The sequence below is a fragment of the Bacillus sp. FSL K6-1338 genome (genome assembly GCF_038006965.1).
Taxonomy (GTDB): Bacteria; Bacillota; Bacilli; order Bacillales; family Bacillaceae_G; genus Bacillus_A; species Bacillus_A thuringiensis_S.
The window spans coordinates 26,095-49,183 of the sequence record NZ_JBBOWI010000004.1; the positions used below are offsets into that span (position 1 = coordinate 26,095).

The window sequence follows — 23,089 nt, forward strand, 5'->3', positions numbered from 1 at the left end:
ATATTAACATCTAGAATTTTAATATTTGAAAATTATGTGAATTCAAAAAAGAAAAGTCCGCCTTCCATTTAAAAATCTCATTTGTTAATTTTATATAAAACGTTTTAAATCAATGTTGATATCATAATAAATTATATAAAATATAAACATGGGTAAATATGATGCATTCTTAAAGAAAGATATACATCTAAATTTAAAAATAATATAGATGTTTGAAATATACATATAGTTATATGTAACTATTAATCATAAGTATAATCGATCTGTCACCATTTTCTTTTTAAAATGGCTCAAATATGAATTAATGTGTAATTTCTATATAACAAAGAAAAAAGTACCTACTTTCATAGGTACTTTATCGTACTATTTTTTACAACTATTCTCACTTGTATAGGATTTTGTACCCCAATAATGAATTTGAGAACCGTTAAATGCAATTTTCTTGACTTGTCCCTGATAACGTTGTTCAAAATGAAGGTGTGCACCTGTTGATCCTCCTGTATTGCCCACAGTTCCCATTTTCTGTCCTATCGTAACTTTTTGTCCTTTTTTAACGCTTTGTGTACTTAAGTGAGCATAGCGAGTAGTCCAACCATCTCCATGATTGATTTCAATCCATTTTCCATAACTTCTATTCCCCTCATTTTCTACTCTTGATACTGTTCCAGAAGCAGATGCTACAACAGTATCTCCTTCATCGTTTGCTCGGTTAAAATCAACAGAATTTGCAGGGCTATGATTAGAACGAGTTTGTCCTTCCCACTTCTGTCCACAAGGAAAAGGCATTTGAAACTTTGGAGTTCCAGCTGCCTTGGTAGTATTAAAACCACCTATACAAAATGTAAGCAGTAAAGTTGATGCAGTAATTGATAACAACTTCTTTTTCTTCATAAAAGCACCCCCAATGTTCTGAAAATATTTATGTAGATGTATTCTTTTTATTTTCACTCGTTCCCTTCCAAATCATTTTTTTCAAAAATAGACAGAATCTTTTAGAAAACAACATTTTTTCCACATGGCATGATAGTTGCCTTCAAATTAAAACATTTCTTCAGTATTGCTACTCCTTTTACTGATTTTTATGTATTCACATCAGAACATAAAGACCCAAAATAAGAAAATTGGCATCTCCAGATGAAAATATACAATTTTATTATTTTTGGAGTGTTATAAAATTCTTAAGTTTATGGATATGGCCTCACCATATAAAAAAGAAAATGATGTATTTAGACGCGCTTTGGACACATTAAAGGTAGTTTGTGTACGCTAAGACTATTATCCAGCTAAATAAGGATTATTTAGCACCGGAAAGTCAATACTTTCCAAAATGGAAACTAGAATATTACTTTCACTAATAGGAAAAGCAATTCGTCGTTTGTAAAGGTATACCTTTATAAACGGTAGGCCTATATCTACGAAACACTGAAATATCAAGTTTATAAAGGTGATGCAAGTGATTTTATAAACGTTTATTTTAAATGAATACCTTTATAAACAAAAGTGGTATAATTGTGGTAACAAATGTAAGGAGAATACCAAACGTGGCGAATATTTATGGATATATACGTGTAAGTACAAAAGAGCAAAATGAACAACGTCAATTACATAAGATGATGGAACGAGGGGTGGAAGCTCGACGTATTTTTGTCGATAAAGCAAGTGGAAGACATTTTGATCGTCCTCAGTATCAATTATTACGAAAAATATTAAGTAAAGGTGATATTGTTTACATAGATGCTTTAGATCGTATGGGTCGAAATTATGATGAGGTAATTTCGGAATGGAAGTACATAACAAGAGAATTGCAAGCAGATATTGTTGTTTTAGAAAATGAAACGCTGTTTGATAGTCGTAAGTTTCGCGATATGGGGGATATGGGACGCTTAATGGAAGATCAATTTTTATCTTTGCTTTCCTATGTTGCAGATCAAGAACGGAAAAAGATTCGTCAGCGACAAGCCGAAGGGATTGCTGTAGCTAGATCTCAAGGAAAGCATTTAGGACGTCCTCCATTTAACCTTTCAACATTAAGTCAAAAGCAACTATTTATAATAGAAGAAACTTATCCAAAGTGGAAAAAAAGAGAAATAACGAGTGTTAAATTTATGGAACTACTAGAATTTAAGAAAAATACTTTTTATAAGATACTAAAAGAATATGAAGGCAACAAATTACAACCTAAATAAAAAGATACCTGTTACCCTTGCAATAATTTCAAGGGTAAACTATTGCATCTAACATTTTACAATCTTCTATATTCTTTAATATAGGAACCATAATCACAAGCAAAAGGGGAAGAATATTGGTGGTTCTTCCCTTTTTGCTTATTTTTTAAAGGTTTCTACTCTAATACAATAAAAAAAGAACTTGTAGAAATCACTACAAGTTCTTTTTGGGGTTGAAGCGAATACACAGGACACATAAATTATCCCATTATTCATAACGCGGAAACCACATTGATCACAGAACAATTCCATTATATAACAATATTCAGAATCTTAGCGTTTAAAAATTATTTAAATTCACAAGCGAAAGTCCGTCTTTCTCCTAAAAATCTCTCTTTTCTTAAAAAATATACCCAAAAGGATTCCTAATGGCATAACCTATCTAACTTTATAGACTACACCACTATTGAAAATTCTTTTTATTAGGTAGTTTTATAATTTTTATTTTTTAAGTTTACTAGATTTACTATAAATGCTACAAAAAATCCGACTGATAAAATAACTCTCAACCAATCAAATTTATGATCTGTATACAGTAAAGAAATAAATTCCAACGTATTAGTTGTAAATAGTATTCCAAATATCCACATGTTGAATTTTAATAGTTTTAAACTCTGCATAATATTCACTCCAATTTTTAAATGATTATTTTTATTATATAATATAAATAGGAGAGAATTTAATAATTTAAAAATCTTTATATTAATATTTTAATAAACTTTGATAATCATGGTTATATAAATTATTTAACTTTGGATGAAATCCATTTCCCTAAATTTTTTCCCCATTTAGTTGGATAATATGATAAGTTTGTGCTTGTCGATACAAATTTAACATTTCCACCATTTATATTGAACAGTTCTTTTTTAGTTAGTGAAGTAAGTTTTAATTTATTCATCAGTATTTCCCCTTATTTTATAATAAAAAATACAGAATTATAATTTATTACACATTATAATTCTGTATTTGATTAATTTGTAATTAGATAATACTTATTTTTATACTACTAGCAATCTTTTCTAGATAAATTTCCACAGTATTTATTTCTATTTTTATTGTAGTTATCAGTTGCTTTTTTATACTGTTTACCAACTTTCCCAATCCAATATCCAATACCTTCATAAATGTCATCTGCACTGCCACCGTTAGTGTTTAACATTTCTTGATCTGTAAGTGAATTTAACTTTTTAATTGTTTTCATTATAAATCCTCCATTTTATCTATTTATATATTACGATTAACAAAATATTAGTTTAGCTAAAACTAATATTTTAGTTTTGGCTCCAGCCTTTTTTAATTCCTTTTCCAACATGATATGCTGCATTTACGCCTGAAACAACAGTCATAGCAGTACCTACACCTGGAATAAATTTTGTTACCACTTTTGTTTTCCAGCCTCCGCCTTCAACCTTTAATAGCTCTTGATCGTTTAATTGCTTTAGATTTTTAGTTGCATTCATAAATCTATACCTCCTTATATTTTGTAAAAACGATATACTTATATTATACTGATAAGTGGTCTGATGTCCAACTTTTTTTACAAAAAGGATTTTTCGGATAATTATTTTATTTTAGAAAGTAGGAAAAGGTTTGAAGAGAAATTTTAAATGTATTAAGCAACATGATTTAAAAGATTGTGGTCCAGCTTGTCTATCCATGATTGCACGTCATTATGGATTTACGATGTCCATTTCAAAAATTCGAGAAATTGCAGGGACTGATTTACAAGGAACCAATATTAAAGGGCTAATAGAAGCTGGGGAAAGATTGGGATTTGACACCAAAGGTGTAAAGGCAACAGAACCAGAGGCTTTAAAAGAAATACCTTTACCAGCTATAGCACATGTGATAGTTGATGGTGGATTACATCATTATGTGGTAATTCATAAAATTAAAAAGGATAAAATTTATATTGCTGATCCAGGTAAAGGACTTACTACTTATAATTTTGAAGAATTTTGTCAAATATGGACAGGAATTCTTGTATTGATACAACCAGGGCATAAATTTAAAAAGGGGGGCGTTTCTCAAAGCACACTTACCCGATTTTTTTCTTTATTAAAAAATCAATCTAATTTATTAGTACCTTTATTTTTGGTTTCTATCTTCTTTAACTTGTTTGGTTTTGGAGGAGCATTTTATTTTAAGTTTTTAATCGATGATATTCTTGTAAATGATTTGATACAAACACTTCATATTGTATCTATAGGTATTATTATTTTATATATTTTTAAGGTACTTCTTTCTTATTTTCGTTCGTATTTAGTTTTATATTTTAGCAGAAGAATTGATATAAAATTAATGCTTGGATATTATCAACATGTAGTGGGATTACCAATGAATTTTTTTGAAACAAGAAAAGTTGGAGAAATAATTTCCCGATTTATGGATGCGAGTAAAATACGTGATGCATTATCAACTATAACGGTTACATTAATGATTGATACTCTTATGGTAATATTGGGCTCTATTTTATTATTTATACACAGTCCAATTTTATTTGGGATAACTCTTTTACTCATACCTTTTTATATAGGCATTATACTCATATTTCATAAACCATATCAAAATATGAACAGAGAAGAAATGGAAAGTAATGCAAAATTAACTTCATATTTAGTGGAATCTCTAAGCGGAATTGCAACAGTCAAATCTTATAATGCTGAGAAAGAAGTATTTTTTCAAACTGAAAGTAAATTTGTTAATTTATTGAAATGTGTATTTAAATTAGGAATGCTATCTAATATTCAAGGTTCTATTAAAATGGGCCTTGAACTAATTGGTGGCGTTATTATTCTTTGGGTTGGCGCTATTCAAGTGTTAGAAGGAAATATGACTATTGGTGAATTGATTACATACAATGCCCTTTTAGCGTATTTCTTAGATCCAATTGAGAATTTAATATCTATCCAACCAACTATGCAATCTGCTTTAGTTGCAGGGGAAAGATTAAATGAAATATTTGATTTAGATGCTGAAAAAAATGAAAAAGAACATAATAAGGTTTCTCCTAAGAAATTATCTGGAAGTATTCAATGTTTGAATGCTACATTTCGTTATGGAACACGCAATAATGTTTTAAATGATATAAGTTTTACTATTCAACCAGGTAGTCAAGTTGCCTTTGTAGGAGAAAGTGGTTCTGGAAAAACAACAATTTCAAAATTACTAATGAATTACTATGAGCTAAATCAAGGTGATATATATTACGATGATTATCATATTAAAGAGCTAAACCGAACTGCTTTACGAGATCGAATTGCATATGTATCTCAAGATTCATTTTTCTTTAGTGCTTCTATTTATGATAATTTATGTTTTGGATTAGAACGAAAAGTTAGTTTAGAAGAAGTTATTAAAGTATGTAAACAAGCATCTGCTCATGATTTTATTAGTGAATTACCGTCACGTTATGATACTTTGTTAGAAGAAAATGCTTCTAATTTATCAGGCGGACAAAGACAACGTTTAGCAATTGCACGAGCCTTATTGAAAAAACCGGATATCATAATCCTAGATGAGGCTACAAGTAATTTGGACTCTACGACTGAAAAAAACATTACCGATATGTTAAAACAATTAGAATCAGAAGGAGTAACTATTATTATGATTGCTCATAGATTAAGTACAATTCAACATGCACATCAAATTTTTGTAATGGAAAAAGGGCATATTATAGAGCAAGGTTCTCATGAGGAACTGTTATTAAACAAAAATAATTATTATATTTTGTGGAAAAACCAAACTGTTCATGCAGAACATATAGAATTACAATCTCAGGTAGCACGAGGTATGCAGCATGAGTAAGATTTATTCTTTTGATCAATTAACAGATAGTGTGGAATTATTAGAAAGAAAGCCACCTCGCTTTATAGCTGGATTATTGGGATTTCTTCTTATAGCTTTATTCGGATTTATAATTTGGGCCTATTTTGGAAAATTAGATATCGTGAGTAAGGGAATTGCTACAATACAAGGTAAATCCGCGATAAGTGTATCTCGTGCTCAAATGACAGGAAATGTAGAGGATGTTGCAGTCAAAATTGGGGATGAAGTGAAGAAAGGTGACACCTTAATTCAATTAAAAAATTCAGAACTAGTAGATAAGGAGAATCAGGCAAATCAAATTGTTCAACATTTAGAAAAACAAAAAGAAATGTTAGAGCAATTAAAACAAAGCGTTCAATCCCATAAACCTGCTTTTTCAAATGAAGTAGATACAAAAATTAAAGAGGAATTTAAGGCATATGAGCAAGCTTATCGAACTTTGCAAAATGAAAAAGAAAATGAAATAGAATTAATATCAAATAGTAAAATATCGGATGAACATGATTCTACTTTACAAGGATTAATTGCAGAAAAAGAAAATATTGAAAGAGACATACAATCTATAAAAAAACAAAGAAAAAGGGAAGATTCCCTAAAAGAACAACAACAATTACTAGATGATAAAGCAGATTCTTTAAAGTTCCAACAAATTAGTGTTGAAAAACAAATTCAACAACGAAAAGAAATTTTAGAAAGTGATAGAAAAAAAATTGATATCACAAAAGTTGGTAAACAAAAAGAAAAAAAAGATGCTTTAAATCAGTATAGGGAAAATACGGTAATCTCAGTTAATCAACGAATTCAATCTTTAGAACAAGAAATATTTATGAAAAAACAGGAAGTAACATCATTACTTCAGCAAAATCAAACAACAACCATAAAGGCACAAAAGGATGGAATTGTACAATTTCCCTCTATCATACAAAAGGGGGATTTAATTGATCCTGGTCAAGAAATAGTCTTTATTATTCCAAAAGAAGAAGAAAAAAAAGTGAAAATTTTGTTACCAGCTGATGAAATAAGAGATATTAAAAAAGGCGATAAAGTACAATATTCTTTTAAATTAAAGGATACTGATAAACAGACAGGTACATTAACTTATATATCTACACATCCTACCTTTGATAAAGATTCTAAGAGTTATGTATACGAATTAGAAGCCAGTATTGATACAAAAAAATCAAAAGAATTACATGTAGGAATGATTGATAAAGCGTCCATAGTAACAGGAGAGGAAAAAATTTGGAGATTAATACTTAAAAAGTTAGGATTTATATCTTAATTATTTAAAAATTGATGTAGTAATATAAAAAATTGAATTTTTATATGCTGATTTCACAAATTCACTGACTTTCTTCATTAAACACATGATCTTAAGCTCACTGACTAAAAAATATTATTGGATAGAAGTTTTTGAGTCCTGCTTGTGTTCATCTCGAAATAAAATAATACTTTTGTTTTACGATACTATTTAGATAGTTTATCTGACAAAAAAAGATGCCTATTGGCATCTTTTTCCCTTTTTATTTCATTATATAATTTGCTGTTCTCTCTTTAAATCATCATTTTCCCAGCATTCTGTATTTTTTAAGTTAGGTATAGTACTTGCATGAAAAGTTGGATTCTTTCCTTCTATACTCTGCTTTTTATAATCTTTTAATGAAGCATATACATATTTACCAAGAAGTGTAATGGATATTAGATTCGTAAGAACCATTAGGCCCATAAAGAAATCTGCAATACTCCAAACCGTTTTAAGTTCCACAACTGATCCAAATAATATCATACCTATAACTGTAATACGATAAATTATTATCCACATTTTATTTATCTTCATAAAGTTAATATTTGTTTCACCATAATAATAATTTCCTAATAATGAACTAAAAGCAAATAGGAAAATAATAATTGCTAGAAAAATATTTGCCCATGATCCAATTTGTGAACTTAAAGCTGCTTGTGTTAATTCGATTCCTTCCAAATTCTTAATTTTATGCATTCCAGAACACAATACAATTAAAGCTGTTGAAGTACATATTAAAAACGTATCTATAAAGACACCTAATGCTTGAATAAGGCCTTGTTTGACAGGATGTGTTACATTGGATGTTGCGGCAGCGTTGGGGGAGCTTCCCATACCTGCTTCAGTTGCAAATAGACCTCGTTGAATCCCATACTTCATGGCTGCTGCTATACCACCACCTATAACTTGATCTAAACCAAATGCTCCTTTAAATATCTCTAGAAAAATATCTGGTAATGCATAGAAGTTTTTTATAACAACAAAAATTGCTACTCCAATGTAAATAATGGCCATTGGGGGAACAACCATTTCTGATATACGTGCAACACTTTTAATCCCACCAAAAATAATAATAGCAACTAACATGGCTAATAAAGTTCCTACAATATAACGCTCCAACCCAAAAGCATTTTCAAATGCTAAAGTTACTGTATTCGCCTGTACCGAATTAAAAATTAACCCATAACTAATTGTAATCAGTATTGAAAACCAAATACCCATCCAACGTTTATTTAAGCCTTTTTCCATGTAATAAGCAGGTCCCCCTCGAAAACCTGACCCATCTTTTATTTTGAAAATTTGTGCAAGTGTACATTCTACAAAACTAGTAGCAGCTCCAATAATAGCAATGAACCACATCCAAAATACTGCACCAGGTCCTCCCATTGATATAGCTAATGCTACACCAGCTAAGTTTCCGATTCCAATTCTAGCAGCTGCACTTAAACAAAATGCCTGAAAGGGAGAAATACTATCTTTATTTTTTGTTTTTTTGTTGAATCCACCGCTTATTAAACGTATCATGTCCCTTAAGTGGCTAATTTGTACAAAATTAAGTTTAAACGAAAAATAAAGGCCCAATCCAATTAACATAGGAATAAGAATATATAACCATAAAATATTATTTGTTAACTGAAGGTAGTTGTTAAAATTTTCAGTCATCTATTTCACCTATCTTTCTTTATATATTAATATAATTATATTTGAAACTCATAGAGCAATCAATCTGCTTTCAAAATAATTATTCTTGTAATTACATTTGCGATAAAAAATAACACCTACATTGTAGGTGTTATTTTTTATCATTTAGGCTTCTAAAATGTTTCGTATTTCTTCTATGCGTAAATTGGTAAACTTTGCAATATCCTCTATTGGCATTCCGTTTTTGTGCATACCACGAATAAGCTGTATTTTCCCTTTTTCAATGCCCTTTTCAATCCCTTTTTGTTCTGCATAAGCAAACTTTGCAGCCTCATCCATAAGAGCTTTCTCCCTTGCTTCATATGCTTGTCGGAAAGAAGAATCTTGACTCATACGTTCCCATTTATTCATGGCTTTTTGTAAAATAGGGTCTTGGTTCATCGCAATATCCTCCAATGTTTGGGTTAAATGTTCATCTTCATTCGCTGGAAGTAGTAATAACCAGCGAACAAATGAATCTTCCCAGGGATTTACTTGTTCATTCCGCCACTGTTGCATGAGTTTTGGAATCTCCACAATATGAACTTCAATATCATCACTTAACTTCTTTTGTTGTTGTTGATTCCATAGGATTCCTGTTGTGTGGAATGCCTCGTATTCAGGAAACATAACGAAATTTAACAAATTAATTGTAATTGTTTTGTGAAGAGAACTATATGGCATCCCCTTTTGTAGTTGGGATGTATATAGTCTTCCCCAGTAATATAAACTTCTCTTAATCATGTCATGATTGTTATTCAACTGTATCTCTACATTCACCTTTGTTCCTGTATCTAATGTAGCGGAAATATCTAAAATCGATAATTTATCCTCTTCATGCTCTCGGTGCAAGTGTGGGTCTTCTAGTTGTAACGAAACAATGGGTGATTCTAAAGAATCTTGTAACATCGCATTTAAAAAAGCAATGAGAATATCTTCATTTCCACTTGTGCCAAATAATTGTTTAAAAGCAAAATCAATGCGTAAATTCACTAATTGTTGGTTGGACATGGGTTTTCCTCTCCCCATCTCATATGATGTTTTTCTTTCATTGTACATAAAAGAGTGATCCATATGCAAATAAGCTCTTATATCCACGGATATAAGAGCTTATTTGCTACCATACATAATTAACAGATTAGTTGGCTTTCATAGAAATTGAAAGATTGCCTACAGTAAGGAAAACTCACGTTTAGTATACAAAATACAAATAAAAATGCAATACATAAATTGATGCAATATAGTCCAATACATTTAAAATTCTATCCAAACACGTACTGATCCGCTCCAAATTTCAAAATCAATATCAACATTACATATTTAAAAGATGCATTCCTTTCATTCTTACTCTATACTAAAAATGATCAATTATTATGTGCCTGCATTATGCGGAGTTACTATGAAAAAAGTTCCCTTTTTAGGGAACTTTTTTATTATCTTATTTAATCTTATATCGACTATCTTCTGAAACACATAAACTAGACGCATTAACTTTTATACTACATTTTCCTAATCGCCGCTTTACTTCCGATTGTAATTTTTCATTTGCTTCCTCTAAAGAACTTGCTGGAATAATTGTAGATTGTGAGCCTGTTACCTTGCCACTATACATCACTGAAAAGTTCAATTCATATTGATGTATCAAGATTTCTCCACTCCTCTTTTCCTAGATTTCCTCACAGATCATTCTTATTTGTCGCTTGCTCCTGTAGTTTTTGAAGATAGGTACGCATTTGCGGTACATACCAGCTTTTTCTTAATCGGATTATTGCAATTCCCACAATTAAAATCAAAAAGGCTTGTAAGAAAATATCTTGTGTTTCCCATAACGTGTACAAATACAGAAGACTTCCCGTACAAAAATAATACATGGCCAATAATAGATTCATATTTGCGATTATCATTTGTTTCTTTACAATCGCGGCTATTCCTGCTAAAACAACTGTACAAACTCCTATACTTAGCAAAATATATGCAATAACCTTAAAAAGAATCATCTTCACACCTCTTTTTCTTTAAAAATTCATTTGAACTACTTAAAAGGCTGAATAAGGGACACAAACTCATTCGATACCAAATGTATTAACAATCCCTTTAAAATTAATTACAAGCGAATTTGAGGCGTCATTTTTTCTGGAATGGAAACTTTTTGTGTTGAAAATCATGTATACTTTGTTTTCCAACACATCCAATTGAAAAACCTGTAAAAAAAGTTGCACCTATGATTTTTAAACCCCATTGCCATGTGTTTTCCTGTAAAAAATGGTGCGAAACATAGAGACATACCCCTGTACAAATAATGATCCAGATTCCATATTCATCATATTTTCTCTGTTCTAACTTTTGTTCCTGGAACGGATATACCTGGATAAATAAAAAGGCTATCAGCAAAACTGACAGCCCAATTCCCAATACAATCATTTTTTATCGCCCCATTTCCACTCGATTACACCTCTTTATAGCGCTTCTGTAACAATTGCTGTACACGTGCCGCATACATTTTAAAATAGGGAATCTTTTGCGCGGCAACCTTTCCAAAGTCCATATTCATTAATGTTTCTTCTAATAGTTTGAACTCAAATTCTAGGAATTTATCATGCTGTTTCTGAATTGAATGCGGGATATTATGCAAGGCATCCACAATTTCTCGCACGTATGTCACACTGTATTCATCTTGATTTGAATAGGAAAATACATTTCGAATCAATACAAACGTTTCTTGCAATATTTCATACCCGATATGATGCAATACATTTTTATTTACCAACTCCCCTCATTCCTTTCTCTATGGCCCTTCAATTCCTGTATTGATTTGGAACTCATAATTTTCTACAAACCATTTTTCACCTTCTAATAGTAAATTTAATTTCATGGTGTGTTTTTCTTGTTGTTCTGTTCCATCAACCGTTACAAGATAATCATATTTAACCGTTACATCGGCTTTATTATCAGCGGTTTTAATGTAATACATATCCGTTATCTTTGCTTTCGTTTGAATGTGCATAGACCCATCATCTTCTATATGGTTATGTGCATCCTCTGGCGCATTTAATAATTTGTTTCGTGCTTCTCCTGTTATTATTTCTTTGATCTTTTCAAATCCTGGCTTTTCTTTTTGCTTGTTATCATTCTGTATTAACAGCTCTACAAACTGTTTCGCCACTTCTTGCCCCTTATCTTGTGTATTTTCTGTTAAAACTGTCACGCGCTTTTCCAATGCTCGATTCTCTGTTTTTAGCTCTTTTACTTGTTCCGTCCATTTCTTTTCCGTTTGCTCAACTTTATGCTGTAAAGTGCGATTTTGATTCCATAACCATACACTGATACCTACCAGTACAAATATGACTAAACCAACGATTCCCTGTTTCATCCCTAATCCTCCCTTTCTTTCCGCTTATTTCGGCAAATATGGTGCTGGGTCGACTTGCCCGAATTTAAAGGCTGTTTTAATTTCAAAATGCAAATGTGGCCCTGTTACTTGCCCTGTTCTTCCGCAAACGCCTACCTGTTGACCGACTCCAATGTTTTGCCCTTTCTGTACGGTAATGGATGACATATGACCGTATAGACTCCAATATCCATTTCCATGATTGATTACAACTACGTTTCCGTACCCGCCGAAGCCGCTTCCGCCTGCGCCAAATTCCGCCAACTCTACAACGCCACCTTTCGACGCGGCAATTGCGGTGACACCGTCCTGGCAAGAATAATCAATACCTTTATGAATTGTGCCCCAGCGTGGTCCAAATGGACTTGTAATCGTTGTTTGAGCGATAGGACGAATAAATCCTTGTGAGCTTGCTGATCCAGTATCTACAACGCCGCCTGGTTTTCCCGCTTCGCAATTGAAAGTAAGGCCGCCCATTTGCGCCACAAATTTTTTTACTAATACAGGCCATAAACCATTTGTACCATGTGGATCATTTGCGGCGCCTGGTGGTGCGTATTTCGCTCCAATTGCTTCTATTGTTGTAATTCCCATTCCGATATAGTTTTTATATAAGTTTCGCGCCATAGCGTTGATTCCTTCATCCAAAGTGGCAAACTTCATAAACCCTTTCATTTGTGAACTGCTAGGGTCCATGAGCCCCCCAGGGTTATTGTAGTTTTTTACTGCGTTAGAAGTACCGTTACCCGTTTCCAATCTCGCAATGGCCGCTAGTAAAACAGGATCAATTTGGTTTTGTGTTCCTGCATTTAAAAAGGCTTGTGCTTTCCCTGTAAAAACACCCCCTAAATGGGGCTGTAATTCTTCTGGTGCCACTGTTTTTCCACCTGGCCGACAAACCGTCATTCCATTACTTGGGATGGTTGCTGGTGCTTCCTCTTCTTTTTTGCCAATGCCTTGCCCCAAAACAATTAATAAAAGAAATCCAATACAGACGAACAATCCTATCGTAAAAGTAGAACTTCCAAAAAGAAATTTCAGTAACCAGGATTTTTTTTTCTTCTTCTTTTTTTGTTCTTGTGTAATCTCTTCTTGTACCGTTTTGTCTACAACTTCTTTTATTTCTGGTCTCATATCATCCCTCCCCCCTTACAACATGTATCAAGATTGATTAGAATATTTTCGAACAATCAGCCCATATGTAAGGGCCAAAAGAATAGGAATAATCGCTAAAACATGAAATAGTAACGTTAAAACAGTAGATTGCTGGTCTTGTATAAATTGTAGTAATCCAAAATGACCGATTCCTACAAACCAAATGAAAAAGGCTAGTTTGGCCCTATCATCAATACGACAACGTAACTCATTATGGATGATTTGAAGAGTTAGAAGGATAAGCGTATACCAGATAAGTAATCCTAAACCAATCCATCCTAATAAATCTGTCGGCCATTCTCTTTGTATGAAAAGGATGATTATGTTCATCCATCCTAAACACCCGATGCAAAGAAAAATACCGATACTCACCATTTTCATACACATTAATCCCCAGTGTTTCATAGCTATATCACTCCTTTTTTCGTAAAAAAATAGTAAAGTCCTAAAGGTCTAGGACTCTACTCATCTTTTTTGGGTGGCTCCAAATCATCTAAGTTATCTAAGTTTTGCGGATCAGTAGAAGGTATCCAGTTTTCACTTCCAGCGGCTACAGCTCCATATTGTATATCTGGTGTATCGATTGTTTCCGCTTCTCCTTGAATCGGTTCATTTTTGCTTACTTCTTTCTCATTTACTCGTGTTAAATCAGCAGAGGAACTGGATTCTGTTGGGATAAATGTGTCAGAAGAATCCATCACTCGTGTAGTTGACTCGACATCTATATCAGATTTTTTACAACAATTTCCCCCGCTTCATTCACTTTTGCAGGAATAGCGTCTGGAATATCTGCACTTGTTGTTTCTGATGTATGAGGTACAATGACACCTTCTTCATTTACATCAGCACGAATTGTATCTGGTATTAAAGGTTCATTTGACTCTGTTTCAATTGGAGTTGAAATTTCTTGTTGTGGAATATGTGTTGAATTTTCCTGTTCTGGCTGTATTTCTTCTCTTGAAATATCCATCGGAATTTCTTCTGTTGGAATGTCTTGTTGTGGGATATCGGATGGGATTTCTTCATGTGCTTCATAATCTGTTGACACTTCCTCTAATGGAAGTTCTTGTGTTGGTACTTCCGTTTGAATCTCTTCATATGCCTCCATATCGCTTGAAACTTCTTCTAGTGGTATTTCTTGTTCTGGTACCTCTGTTTGGATTTCTTCATATGCCTCCATATCAGTTGAAACGTCTTCTAATGGTACCTCTTGCTCTGGTACTTTTGGCTGTACCTCTTCATATACTTCTATATCAGTCGGAATGTCTTCTAATGGCACCTCTTGTTCTGGTACTTCTGGCTGAATTTCTTCATATCCCTCTATATCAGCTGGCATTTCTTCTCCTGTTGGAATTTCCTCATCCTCTAAAGATACAAGTTCTGGTTGAACGTCCATTTCTGATTCTTCTACCTCTGTTCCTTCTTGTTGTCCTTCCATTTCTTGTTCTAATGCTTCTTTATCTAAGCTGATAAGGTCTTGTTGCATTGGTGCCTCTTCTTCACCTGGTGTCGTTTGTTCTTTCCCTTCCTCTCCCTGCTGTGGTAAATTCCCATCTTTATCACAATCCTGTAAGGAAATAAGTTTTCCTTTCTTTTTATTTTCCTCTTTTTCTTGTTCCGTTTGATTATTTGGTAAATCATTGGGTATATTTGCTTGCACTAACGGGTTGGCTTTTGTCTTTTCGTCGTCTGTCCCTGCATTTTCTAACTGGCCGCCTGCCGCCGCCAATTCAGCCGCGTTGTTAAAATGCATTCCCATTTTGTCTCCAATATAAGACATTGTATTTCCAGCGTACTCTTTCCCCTTATCCACAAAGTTTTCAGTCATAAGAGATATATTTGTGACCGTTTCATATACGCCACGTGCTCGATTAAAGGCCGCAACAATGTTTTCTCTAAAGATGTAACATAAAACGAATACAATAATTTGAAATACCATTGTAGATATATAACCTGCCACACTTGCTTCTGGCATTATATACAGAAGTTCAGAAAGCGTAAAAATAATAACTAGCATAATGGACATTAATACTTTTAATGCTAGCGGACGAATCCATTGTGTGGCCCAACTTTCTATTACTCGACGGTGTCCTGGTAATAGCGCAACTGCCATTACAATCGGTGCAATTAAGCTCATTACAAGGAACCATAATTGAAAAGCAATAATTAGTAAACAAAATATAAGAATTGGAACCCCTGTAAATGTATTCACAATGTAATAAATCACTGTAAATACAAGTCTTTCTCCTACTGAATCCAATTTCATCATTTGATTCCCTTTTTTGCTTACTTCATTTTCTACAATACTATTACGATCCTTACCAGGAGGCTTTGATAATAGTTCATCTACTCTTTGAGAACCTATTTTCTCTTTTGAATCCTCTCCATATTGCATGAATAAATATGGTCGTTCCGCTAGTAAGGTCCATATTTGTTTTTTTACAGAAGAGATAGCCGCTTCTTTTGATCTTCCTGGATCACCTGCGACAGTTCCCGTTGCCTTCGACATAATTGTGGTACTAATTTCTGAACTAATAGTATTTGCGGTCTTTAATACTGAACTAGCATTGCCGATAAAAGCAATGATTCCAGCAATAACCAATACTGTTTTTACTAACTCATTTAAACCCTTTGAAGGCTGACGTTTAATAAAGAAGATATATCCTGCATAACAAGCGGATAACACACATACAATTCCAATAATCGCTGGAAATAAACCTGATGAGAAAAAACCATTCGAACCAACACCAGCAATATTTTGCATAGCCGCCCCTAGTTTATCTGCAATAACATCTACAATATCCAAACTAAGTGACTGATCTACTAAAAAAAGTGTTAATTGAACTAAAAGGGTATTAAATTGAAACGCTAGATTTACTAACCATTGAAATGTACTGTAAATCATTCTTTGGATGTCTTGCCCAACATCATCATCACCAAATAAATACCCCCATCCTTTTTGAAAAAAGTTTTTATCATCTTTTTTGACGGGTTGTGTATCAATTTCATAATATTTACCCTTATACACTTCATCTGTATGGCCTTGAAATAGATTTTCAGATATTCTCGGACCCGTTTGTTCTTGCTTTTCCTCATTTTTTTGATCTTCCGCTAGGGCAACTTGTGACCCTAGCGGTATCAATAGAAGTACAAAAATCATACAAACAGAAAGAAATCTTTTCATTCTTTTTGCCCCCAATTATGGACACGTGTTGGTTTTATACTTCCTGCAATAGCACTTACACTATTACTATTACCCCATGCCCACTCATAATTTTTCCACTTGTTATCTTTCTCATCTTTTACTATCCTCAAATCCATTCCACGCTGTGCCTCATCTACTGGATGATAATATCTAACATGATAGTAATATTCGTTTTCCTTTTCTTTTAAATCATAACGATCTAAGTCATATCTATCTTTCAACTTTTCACCAAAACCTGGATTTACTACCTCATCATCACCAAAATTAAATTTTTTGTATTGGAATTCATTTAATTTTTTTGCATCCATTTCAATATAGGCTCTCACATATTCCATCGCGGCCTTATCCGCTTCTTTCATATCGCGCTCTTTCTGACTTTCTTGTTGATTTGCATTACTTTTCGTTTCATTTGAACAACCTGTAATCCCCGTTACCATTAACATTCCTGCTACACATAATCCAGATAACATACGTAATTTTTTCATTGTTCCATCCTCCATATACAGATAATTTAGAATACTCTTATCTGTATTGTAATACGAATTACGCTAATTGTTGTGCGCGTTCTTCGTCTGTTTTCGTAGAGGAATCAAATGCAGTCTTTAATTCTTGGAAAACAGGATCAATTTCTACAACCGCGGTTCGCCCAAAAATATCCTGGAATAAGGCTTCGCCGCGTCTAAGCTGGCGTAACATTAAGATATTTTCTTCTGTGACTGGTAAGTTATAGTAACGCAACATTTCTTCCGCTTCCTTATCGTATTTCAATGCAAAACAGAATTTCATCCCCACATTTGCAACCTCTTTATTTTCAGATTGATAATCGGATGCGTTTTGTGTTCCTAAATACAAGCCGATATTGTGATAACGTCCTTCTCGAATGATTTTGTCAGAAGACGCCGCACCCTCTTTATTTTTCAAAATACTTGATGCCTCATCTTGTAGGTATACTTTGAAAATACTACGATCGGAATGCATTAAGGATTTACCAAATGCCGCTAATGCAATTAAGATACTACGAGATAATTTATCTGTAACACTTTCATTCTTTTCCTCTGATTTCGGAATGCGTAAATGTTGAATTTGTAATACCTGTAATGGACGTTCTAGACTTAATACGCGGTAATCTTGCCCTTGTTTACCAAATAATAAATCTCCTAACTGGATGCCTTCTAAAGTTGCTAAACGATTTGTAAGAGCATTTAACTTTTCTAATTCAGTTGGCAATAAGTTAGGTTCTTTCTTCATTTCCACTAACTCTTTACGAACCAAAGTTAAACATGCATCTTCTTTTTCCGCCACTCGTTCAATAGCTTTATATAAATAGTCATATCTGATATCCTCTAAACCTACATCGGATAGGAACGTCAAAATTTCAAGTGCTAAACTCTTCGCATCTTCTATTGTTGCGCTTATTCGGAATGGGTCTAAACAGCCCGCATCCTTTTTATCCTTCCCAAGTGTCCATACTTGCAAGGTCTCCTCATTGAATCCTGGCAATAATTCGGGCCACCTTGTGCGATATGATGATAGGTAAGGCTTTGATGTAATCTCCACCTTTTCCCCCACCTCACACCGTACGTGCTAGTTTCCTAGCATACGGCGTTCCATCGTTTCCAACTGACTTTAAAATCAAATTATGTTACTATCGGTTCATTTCCAGCTTTAGTTCTTAGCACATTCAGTTTATCCATTTGTTTCTTGTTAAGTTTAAAAGACCGAAGGTAATGTGTAATCTTATTAAGATTCGTCATGTGAATCAGTTTGTGTATAAACCAATCTACAATTACCAAGTTGTTGTACTTGTCATCCCCACCTTGTTTAATGGGAACAATGTGATGACAATGAACACGTTCAATACCAATTTCCTCACCAGTTACATAACACTTACCATATTGAGCAACGTATTTTGATATCCTATTATCGTTGTACTCAATACTTTTATTCTTCGAATAAGTCCTCATAACTTGGTTGAGAACATCCTTAGGTATTGCCTTAAGATTACTATGTACTTTATTACGCCCCGTTTCCGTATAGTTACAGATAACCTGCGAAAAATTCCACGGGTTTTTATGATGTATTCCTGTAACTGGTAAGAGTGGAGTGTTCTGTACAGCGTAAATCTTAGTGTTGGGTTGTATTCCTTTGGTCTTCCTTTTAAAATTCACAGATGTTTCACAGAACTTCATGTGCTTCATATTGTTTCTAAGTCTGGTTCTTATGACTCTTCGCAGAGAGTAATTTACCTCCGTTAAATCCATGTAAATTGTAACCGCATATTTAAAGTAATTTTGTATACCAAGAAGGGTTGAATTAAATTGAGTAACTTTCTCTGAAGTCGGCTCCTTTTGAATTCCTTTGATTCGTTCTTTTAGTTGTCTTTTAGCTTTTGTAATAGCTTTGTCGGACATACTGGTTTTTGCAATATATCCAAATTTAGCTTTACCTTGTTTAACCACTTTGATTTTGAATCCAAGGAAAACTGACGAGTTTTTCTTGAGATTAACCACTTTGGACTTTTTGGGGTTAATTTCTAATCCCAAGCGGGATTTGAGAAAATCAACTGTCGCATGATAAAAGCGTTGTGCTTCATCATAAGTCCGACACATTATTTTGAAGTCATCCGCGTATCTCACTACATAACCACATTTTAGATTCGTGTACTTCCTAGCATATTGTCGAAACCCTAAATGCCGAGTAGAGATTCTGTGAGGTTTGTAGGTTTCCCATTGGCTACTTATCCACCAATCAAGTTCATTTAGAACAATGTTGGAAAGTAAAGGAGAAATAATTCCTCCTTGCGGAGTACCCTTATTGGGAATACCCTCTCCTTCTATCTCAGATTTAAGGATTTTTGAAATAACACATAGAAGTGATTTGTCTCTTATTCCCAGAGTCCACATTTGCCTTAATAGCTTTTTGTGGCATACATTATCAAAGAACCCCTTAATGTCAATATCAACACAGTAGTTTTGGTGACCTATGTTAATAAGACTTACAACTCTACTTAGTGCATGGTGTGTACTTCTGTTCGGTCTAAATCCATAACTATGGTTATGAAACTTAGCTTCACAAATAGGTTCCAATACTTGGAGGATAGATTGTTGTACTAATCTGTCCCAAATTGTTGGAATCCCCAGGGGTCGCTTCTTATCACTGCCCTCTTTTGGGATAAGGACTCTTTTAACTGCTTGTGGTTGATAGTTATTTAATCGTTTTCTAACTTCATGAATAATCTTTGTATCGTTTAGGTGCCAAATATCTTTAATGGTTAAATTGTCAACTCCAGCCGTGTTACTCCCCTTATTAGTTTTGATGTTGCGGTATGCTAATCTAATATTTTCTTCCGAACCGATAATATCAATTAATTTATAGAAATTGTTACCATTAAGGCTATTAGAATATAACTCATCATACTTTCTTTGCATGTCGTAATATTCACTGTGCCTTAGTTTAGTTTTCTTTAACATGGGCTGTAACCTCCCCTTATTTACTGGAGGTTTACATCTCTTTAGTCTTACTCGAAACCATGTCAACCATAAGTAACAGTCAGTTTTCAATCGACTAGTGGCTATCCCTCCACGTTCATTACACGTTTCATAGGTACTGTGCCACCACTTTCACTGTCATAAACCTAGGTTATACAATTTACAATTGTTTTCCCTAGAACCACTTCATCGGAAGCAAGCCCTCAGTGTTGACAGCTTACCACGTTCCGTCATTCCTATCTGTGCATATACCGTTAGGTTTCTCCTATGAGCCTGCTACCTTGATATTGCCTGTAACAATATATGGACTTTCATAAAGGCGAGTTTTACTCATCCACAGTAGCGACACTAATTGTGTCAGTAAGCCTTTCGACTTACTTCCGATATAGACCCGTACCATCAGAGATTCGTCCGCACATACCATACTCTATTGGTTCATAGTGCATACTAACCATAGGTAATTTATAGACTTCCGGTTTATAGGTTACACCACCCACCTCTGAGTGACTTTCGTATCCTATAGGATTACGGTAACTCTCAACCGACTTCACCGAGCTTCATACAGTTCAGTTCTTGCTAACTTCACTGCATGTCGGAGTATTAAAGGAAGCCCTTCAAGGCGTTACCCTATCATTTGACTTCTTGGAATGACAGTTCACTGTTGAACTGTAAGTTCGACAATGCCTAAGCTTTTCACTTAGGAACGTGTCGCACCGCCCTTAGGATCAATAATAAATGCCCTTCCGCCACTCATCACGATCCAGAAAGCGAGTAAGTTCATTAAGAAGGATTTTCCTTTCCCTGTTTGCCCCGCAAACATAACCGACAAACTCTCAAACGCTGTCACAATGTTATCTAGTGCTTTCGCCGCCAAGTCTGGACGAACAAAAACAGGACGATTTAATTTCTTTGTCTTTCCAATGTAAAACCCTTGATTGTCACCAATTTGTGTTGTCGCACCAAACATGCCCTGTGCAAGTACGCCTGGTTCCACAAACAGTGTAAAATCCGTATTATAACGTTTAGAGCCTGGTAAGAACTCGTAAAAGTATGCTAATTGTTCTCCATATGGATTGACCAATTCAATTTTCATTTTGCGATATTCTGTAATCAGCGTATTGACGCGTGATTTTAATGTTTTCTCATCTTCTGCATATACACAAAACAGTACACTTAATTCATATCCAGGTGCTCCCGTTGTTTCAAATCGATCTTTTACAATTTTGACACCTCTTGCTTTACGATCAATTGTTAAATCTGTTGTGCGACCGCCTACCATTGCTTGTTGGCGTTGATCGTTTAATTCCAGTTCACTGTTCGAGAGTTTTTGTGTAACCATCTGGTTTTCTAAATGATACGCTCGAATACTCATTTCAACAGGAAACTTTAATGAATGAGATTGAATGCGATAAATCCACTCTCCACCAGGAAAAGCCGATATTTCGGGCATATCTTTCACCGCAAGAAAAGCAACATGAGAGGTTTCGATTTCCCCTTCTTCATTTTGTCTTTCGAGTATAAGAGAACGCCCTGGGCTTTCATCAATCACCGTATCTGTTAAGTGCACAATTTCTTGTAAATCTGGCCGACGTACTTTTACCGCCTTTCCTTCTTCATTTTGCAACGTAACTGTAGAACCTACTTTCCAGTTTTGATCCCGATTCAGTTCTTTCATGCCACGTTTGAAATTATGATGGAATAAAAAGCGCGTTGTTGACGGTTTCGCACGTCTGGTATTATGAAAGGCCCCTCTAACCTGGCTAAATAACACGTCTTCTACTTCTAAATAATTTTCAATTTCCTCTTCTAAAATATCCGTCACATTCATACCCGATATGTTTTGGGCTGTCTCTGCAAATCCTTCTCTAACCTTCTTCATAAACTTCCATGTTTCTACGACAGGGTTACGAATTTGTCTTTCTTTCTGTTCCATATTCAGTTGTACTAAAACGAAAAAGCGATATTCCATGTTCTCTTTCGCAATGGCCGCATTTCGTAAGTATTCTTTTACCTTTTTAAAAAGAAAGCGTCCTGTTGGGGCCATTGGCCCTTTTAAAGTGGAAATATGTTCATCCAGAATTTCATCTGAATTTGTTGTACGAGGAATCACAAGTAAGTGGATATCATATTCTTGATGGGTAAAAAGAGCGAGTTGATTGCGATAATATACTTTTTTCGTGCTTTCGTCTTGATGATCGTATTCGAATCCGTCTACTTCATATACTGCGGATACTTTTCCGTCTGTACTAAACGCTAAATTCTTTTCAACGTGCTTTAACGGTGATCTGTTCATCGTTTTCAACATATTCAACTTCCTCCTTTTGGGGTAAAAATGTTAGGTTATAAGCGTGTATGTCTTTCTCTTCTTCTTCGCTAGATGAATGTACGATGGATATATCTTTAACGTCATATTGCACACACACATGACCACGAATCACATGTTTTTTTAGTTTAGGCAAGGTCACTAATCGGCTACTTTGATGTTTACGTAAACGAAATGTAACCCAGGACCGAACAAAAGAGAAAAGTGATTTTCCATCTGTTTTATATTTATCCGCGCCCCATACGAGGAAAAGAGGAATCACACCATAATACATGAGCCAAACTTGATCGATCATATCTCCAAATATCCATTTAAAGGGAGGAAGGAAGCGGAAGGCTACAAGCCCCGCTTCTACCGCCGCAAAATAACCAAGTGCCCTCCATGTAACCGCACGCGGAAGACGATACCCCATAATTTCGTACTGTCTTCGCATATAGTTCATATAGCTTCCGAAACAATAGACAATGATAGATTTTGATTCTTTTTCTTTCATG

The 23,089-nt window shown here is 34.1% G+C and carries 19 protein-coding genes and 3 pseudogenes; 3 read left to right on the top strand and 19 right to left on the bottom strand.

Going from position 1 to position 23,089, the window contains the following annotated elements; all coding sequences use genetic code 11:
- Positions 1 to 363 precede the first annotated feature (363 nt).
- A complete protein-coding gene (locus NZ044_RS30535) occupies positions 364 to 891 on the bottom strand; it encodes a M23 family metallopeptidase (RefSeq protein WP_088015416.1) in 528 nt (175 codons plus the stop codon).
- 620 nt (positions 892 to 1,511) lie between these two features.
- On the opposite strand from NZ044_RS30535, the gene NZ044_RS30540 reads away from it, so the two are divergent.
- Complete coding sequence (locus NZ044_RS30540; RefSeq protein WP_002028794.1) at positions 1,512 to 2,186, top strand: recombinase family protein; 675 nt, start codon at positions 1,512 to 1,514, stop codon at positions 2,184 to 2,186.
- 781 nt (positions 2,187 to 2,967) lie between these two features.
- Here NZ044_RS30540 and NZ044_RS30545 read toward each other — a convergent pair.
- The 3 genes from NZ044_RS30545 to NZ044_RS30555 form a co-directional block, all read right to left on the bottom strand.
- On the bottom strand, positions 2,968 to 3,123 hold the full coding sequence (locus NZ044_RS30545) for a bacteriocin (RefSeq protein ID WP_001037559.1): 156 nt from the start codon (positions 3,121 to 3,123) through the stop codon (positions 2,968 to 2,970).
- A 108-nt stretch (positions 3,124 to 3,231) separates the two neighbouring features.
- Positions 3,232 to 3,426 carry a hypothetical protein gene (locus NZ044_RS30550; RefSeq protein ID WP_000848948.1) on the bottom strand — a complete coding sequence of 65 codons (195 nt, stop codon included), beginning with the start codon at positions 3,424 to 3,426 and terminating at the stop codon, positions 3,232 to 3,234.
- 70 nt (positions 3,427 to 3,496) lie between these two features.
- A complete protein-coding gene (locus NZ044_RS30555; RefSeq protein ID WP_270721645.1) occupies positions 3,497 to 3,685 on the bottom strand; it encodes a hypothetical protein in 189 nt (62 codons plus the stop codon).
- A 130-nt stretch (positions 3,686 to 3,815) separates the two neighbouring features.
- Here NZ044_RS30555 and NZ044_RS30560 point away from each other — a divergent pair, with 130 nt between their 5' ends.
- A complete protein-coding gene (locus NZ044_RS30560; protein WP_340950346.1) occupies positions 3,816 to 6,032 on the top strand; it encodes a peptidase domain-containing ABC transporter in 2,217 nt (738 codons plus the stop codon).
- Positions 6,025 to 7,335: an HlyD family efflux transporter periplasmic adaptor subunit gene (locus tag NZ044_RS30565; protein ID WP_000036966.1), complete on the top strand. Its 1,311-nt coding sequence runs from the start codon at positions 6,025 to 6,027 to the stop codon at positions 7,333 to 7,335. Before NZ044_RS30560 ends, NZ044_RS30565 begins: the two co-directional genes overlap by 8 nt.
- Positions 7,336 to 7,584: 249 nt before the next feature.
- Here NZ044_RS30565 and NZ044_RS30570 read toward each other — a convergent pair whose 3' ends face one another.
- From NZ044_RS30570 to NZ044_RS30640, 15 genes and pseudogenes are all read right to left on the bottom strand, one after another.
- A complete protein-coding gene (locus tag NZ044_RS30570) occupies positions 7,585 to 9,018 on the bottom strand; it encodes an alanine/glycine:cation symporter family protein (protein ID WP_270721647.1) in 1,434 nt (477 codons plus the stop codon).
- 144 nt (positions 9,019 to 9,162) lie between these two features.
- Positions 9,163 to 10,047 (bottom strand): Rpn family recombination-promoting nuclease/putative transposase, encoded by an 885-nt coding sequence (locus NZ044_RS30575; protein WP_000070878.1) that lies wholly within the window; start codon positions 10,045 to 10,047, stop codon positions 9,163 to 9,165.
- A gap of 427 nt (positions 10,048 to 10,474) precedes the next feature.
- The gene (locus tag NZ044_RS30580) at positions 10,475 to 10,681 is read right to left on the bottom strand and encodes a hypothetical protein (RefSeq protein WP_000581819.1); all 207 of its coding nucleotides are present in this window, start codon (positions 10,679 to 10,681) and stop codon (positions 10,475 to 10,477) included.
- Positions 10,682 to 10,712: 31 nt separating this feature from the next.
- Positions 10,713 to 11,033 carry a hypothetical protein gene (locus tag NZ044_RS30585; protein WP_000600087.1) on the bottom strand — a complete coding sequence of 107 codons (321 nt, stop codon included), beginning with the start codon at positions 11,031 to 11,033 and terminating at the stop codon, positions 10,713 to 10,715.
- 127 nt (positions 11,034 to 11,160) lie between these two features.
- Entirely contained in the window at positions 11,161 to 11,457 is a 297-nt protein-coding gene (locus NZ044_RS30590; protein WP_000636252.1) for a hypothetical protein, read from the bottom strand.
- Positions 11,458 to 11,482: 25 nt separating this feature from the next.
- On the bottom strand, positions 11,483 to 11,803 hold the full coding sequence (locus tag NZ044_RS30595) for a hypothetical protein (protein WP_000247578.1): 321 nt from the start codon (positions 11,801 to 11,803) through the stop codon (positions 11,483 to 11,485).
- 18 nt (positions 11,804 to 11,821) lie between these two features.
- Positions 11,822 to 12,406, bottom strand: a complete 585-nt coding sequence (locus tag NZ044_RS30600) for a hypothetical protein (protein WP_270757015.1) — start codon at positions 12,404 to 12,406, stop codon at positions 11,822 to 11,824.
- 24 nt (positions 12,407 to 12,430) lie between these two features.
- A complete protein-coding gene (locus NZ044_RS30605) occupies positions 12,431 to 13,558 on the bottom strand; it encodes a peptidoglycan DD-metalloendopeptidase family protein (RefSeq protein WP_270757017.1) in 1,128 nt (375 codons plus the stop codon).
- Positions 13,559 to 13,585: 27 nt separating this feature from the next.
- Positions 13,586 to 13,984 (bottom strand): hypothetical protein, encoded by a 399-nt coding sequence (locus NZ044_RS30610; protein WP_340950351.1) that lies wholly within the window; start codon positions 13,982 to 13,984, stop codon positions 13,586 to 13,588.
- A 56-nt stretch (positions 13,985 to 14,040) separates the two neighbouring features.
- Positions 14,041 to 16,763, bottom strand: a pseudogene (locus tag NZ044_RS30615) (CD3337/EF1877 family mobilome membrane protein).
- Complete coding sequence (locus NZ044_RS30620; protein ID WP_000736221.1) at positions 16,760 to 17,269, bottom strand: hypothetical protein; 510 nt, start codon at positions 17,267 to 17,269, stop codon at positions 16,760 to 16,762. Before NZ044_RS30620 ends, NZ044_RS30615 begins: the two are co-directional and overlap by 4 nt.
- 58 nt (positions 17,270 to 17,327) lie before the next feature.
- A pseudogene (locus tag NZ044_RS30625) lies at positions 17,328 to 18,305 on the bottom strand (ATP-binding protein); the annotation flags it as partial.
- A 116-nt stretch (positions 18,306 to 18,421) separates the two neighbouring features.
- The gene (gene ltrA / locus NZ044_RS30630; protein WP_252598036.1) at positions 18,422 to 20,254 is read right to left on the bottom strand and encodes a group II intron reverse transcriptase/maturase; all 1,833 of its coding nucleotides are present in this window, start codon (positions 20,252 to 20,254) and stop codon (positions 18,422 to 18,424) included.
- Between the two features lie 721 nt (positions 20,255 to 20,975).
- Positions 20,976 to 22,577: pseudogene (locus NZ044_RS30635) on the bottom strand (ATP-binding protein); the annotation flags it as partial.
- Entirely contained in the window at positions 22,537 to 23,088 is a 552-nt protein-coding gene (locus NZ044_RS30640; RefSeq protein ID WP_000659663.1) for a TcpE family conjugal transfer membrane protein, read from the bottom strand. The pseudogene NZ044_RS30635 and the gene NZ044_RS30640, both read right to left, overlap by 41 nt.
- Position 23,089: the final 1 nt, after the last annotated feature.

Coding starts and splice junctions, on each gene's coding strand:
- NZ044_RS30570 (WP_270721647.1), bottom strand. CDS start 9,018: ATGACTGAAAATTTTAACAACTACCTTCAGTTAACAAATAATATTTTA.
- NZ044_RS30605 (WP_270757017.1), bottom strand. CDS start 13,558: ATGAGACCAGAAATAAAAGAAGTTGTAGACAAAACGGTACAAGAAGAG.
- NZ044_RS30640 (WP_000659663.1), bottom strand. CDS start 23,088: ATGAAAGAAAAAGAATCAAAATCTATCATTGTCTATTGTTTCGGAAGC.
- NZ044_RS30565 (WP_000036966.1), top strand. CDS start 6,025: ATGAGTAAGATTTATTCTTTTGATCAATTAACAGATAGTGTGGAATTA.
- NZ044_RS30575 (WP_000070878.1), bottom strand. CDS start 10,047: ATGTCCAACCAACAATTAGTGAATTTACGCATTGATTTTGCTTTTAAA.
- NZ044_RS30545 (WP_001037559.1), bottom strand. CDS start 3,123: ATGAATAAATTAAAACTTACTTCACTAACTAAAAAAGAACTGTTCAAT.
- NZ044_RS30600 (WP_270757015.1), bottom strand. CDS start 12,406: ATGAAACAGGGAATCGTTGGTTTAGTCATATTTGTACTGGTAGGTATC.
- NZ044_RS30585 (WP_000600087.1), bottom strand. CDS start 11,033: ATGATTCTTTTTAAGGTTATTGCATATATTTTGCTAAGTATAGGAGTT.
- NZ044_RS30610 (WP_340950351.1), bottom strand. CDS start 13,984: ATGAAACACTGGGGATTAATGTGTATGAAAATGGTGAGTATCGGTATT.
- NZ044_RS30590 (WP_000636252.1), bottom strand. CDS start 11,457: ATGATTGTATTGGGAATTGGGCTGTCAGTTTTGCTGATAGCCTTTTTA.
- NZ044_RS30620 (WP_000736221.1), bottom strand. CDS start 17,269: ATGAAAAAATTACGTATGTTATCTGGATTATGTGTAGCAGGAATGTTA.
- NZ044_RS30550 (WP_000848948.1), bottom strand. CDS start 3,426: ATGAAAACAATTAAAAAGTTAAATTCACTTACAGATCAAGAAATGTTA.
- ltrA (WP_252598036.1), bottom strand. CDS start 20,254: ATGTTAAAGAAAACTAAACTAAGGCACAGTGAATATTACGACATGCAA.
- NZ044_RS30555 (WP_270721645.1), bottom strand. CDS start 3,685: ATGAATGCAACTAAAAATCTAAAGCAATTAAACGATCAAGAGCTATTA.
- NZ044_RS30535 (WP_088015416.1), bottom strand. CDS start 891: ATGAAGAAAAAGAAGTTGTTATCAATTACTGCATCAACTTTACTGCTT.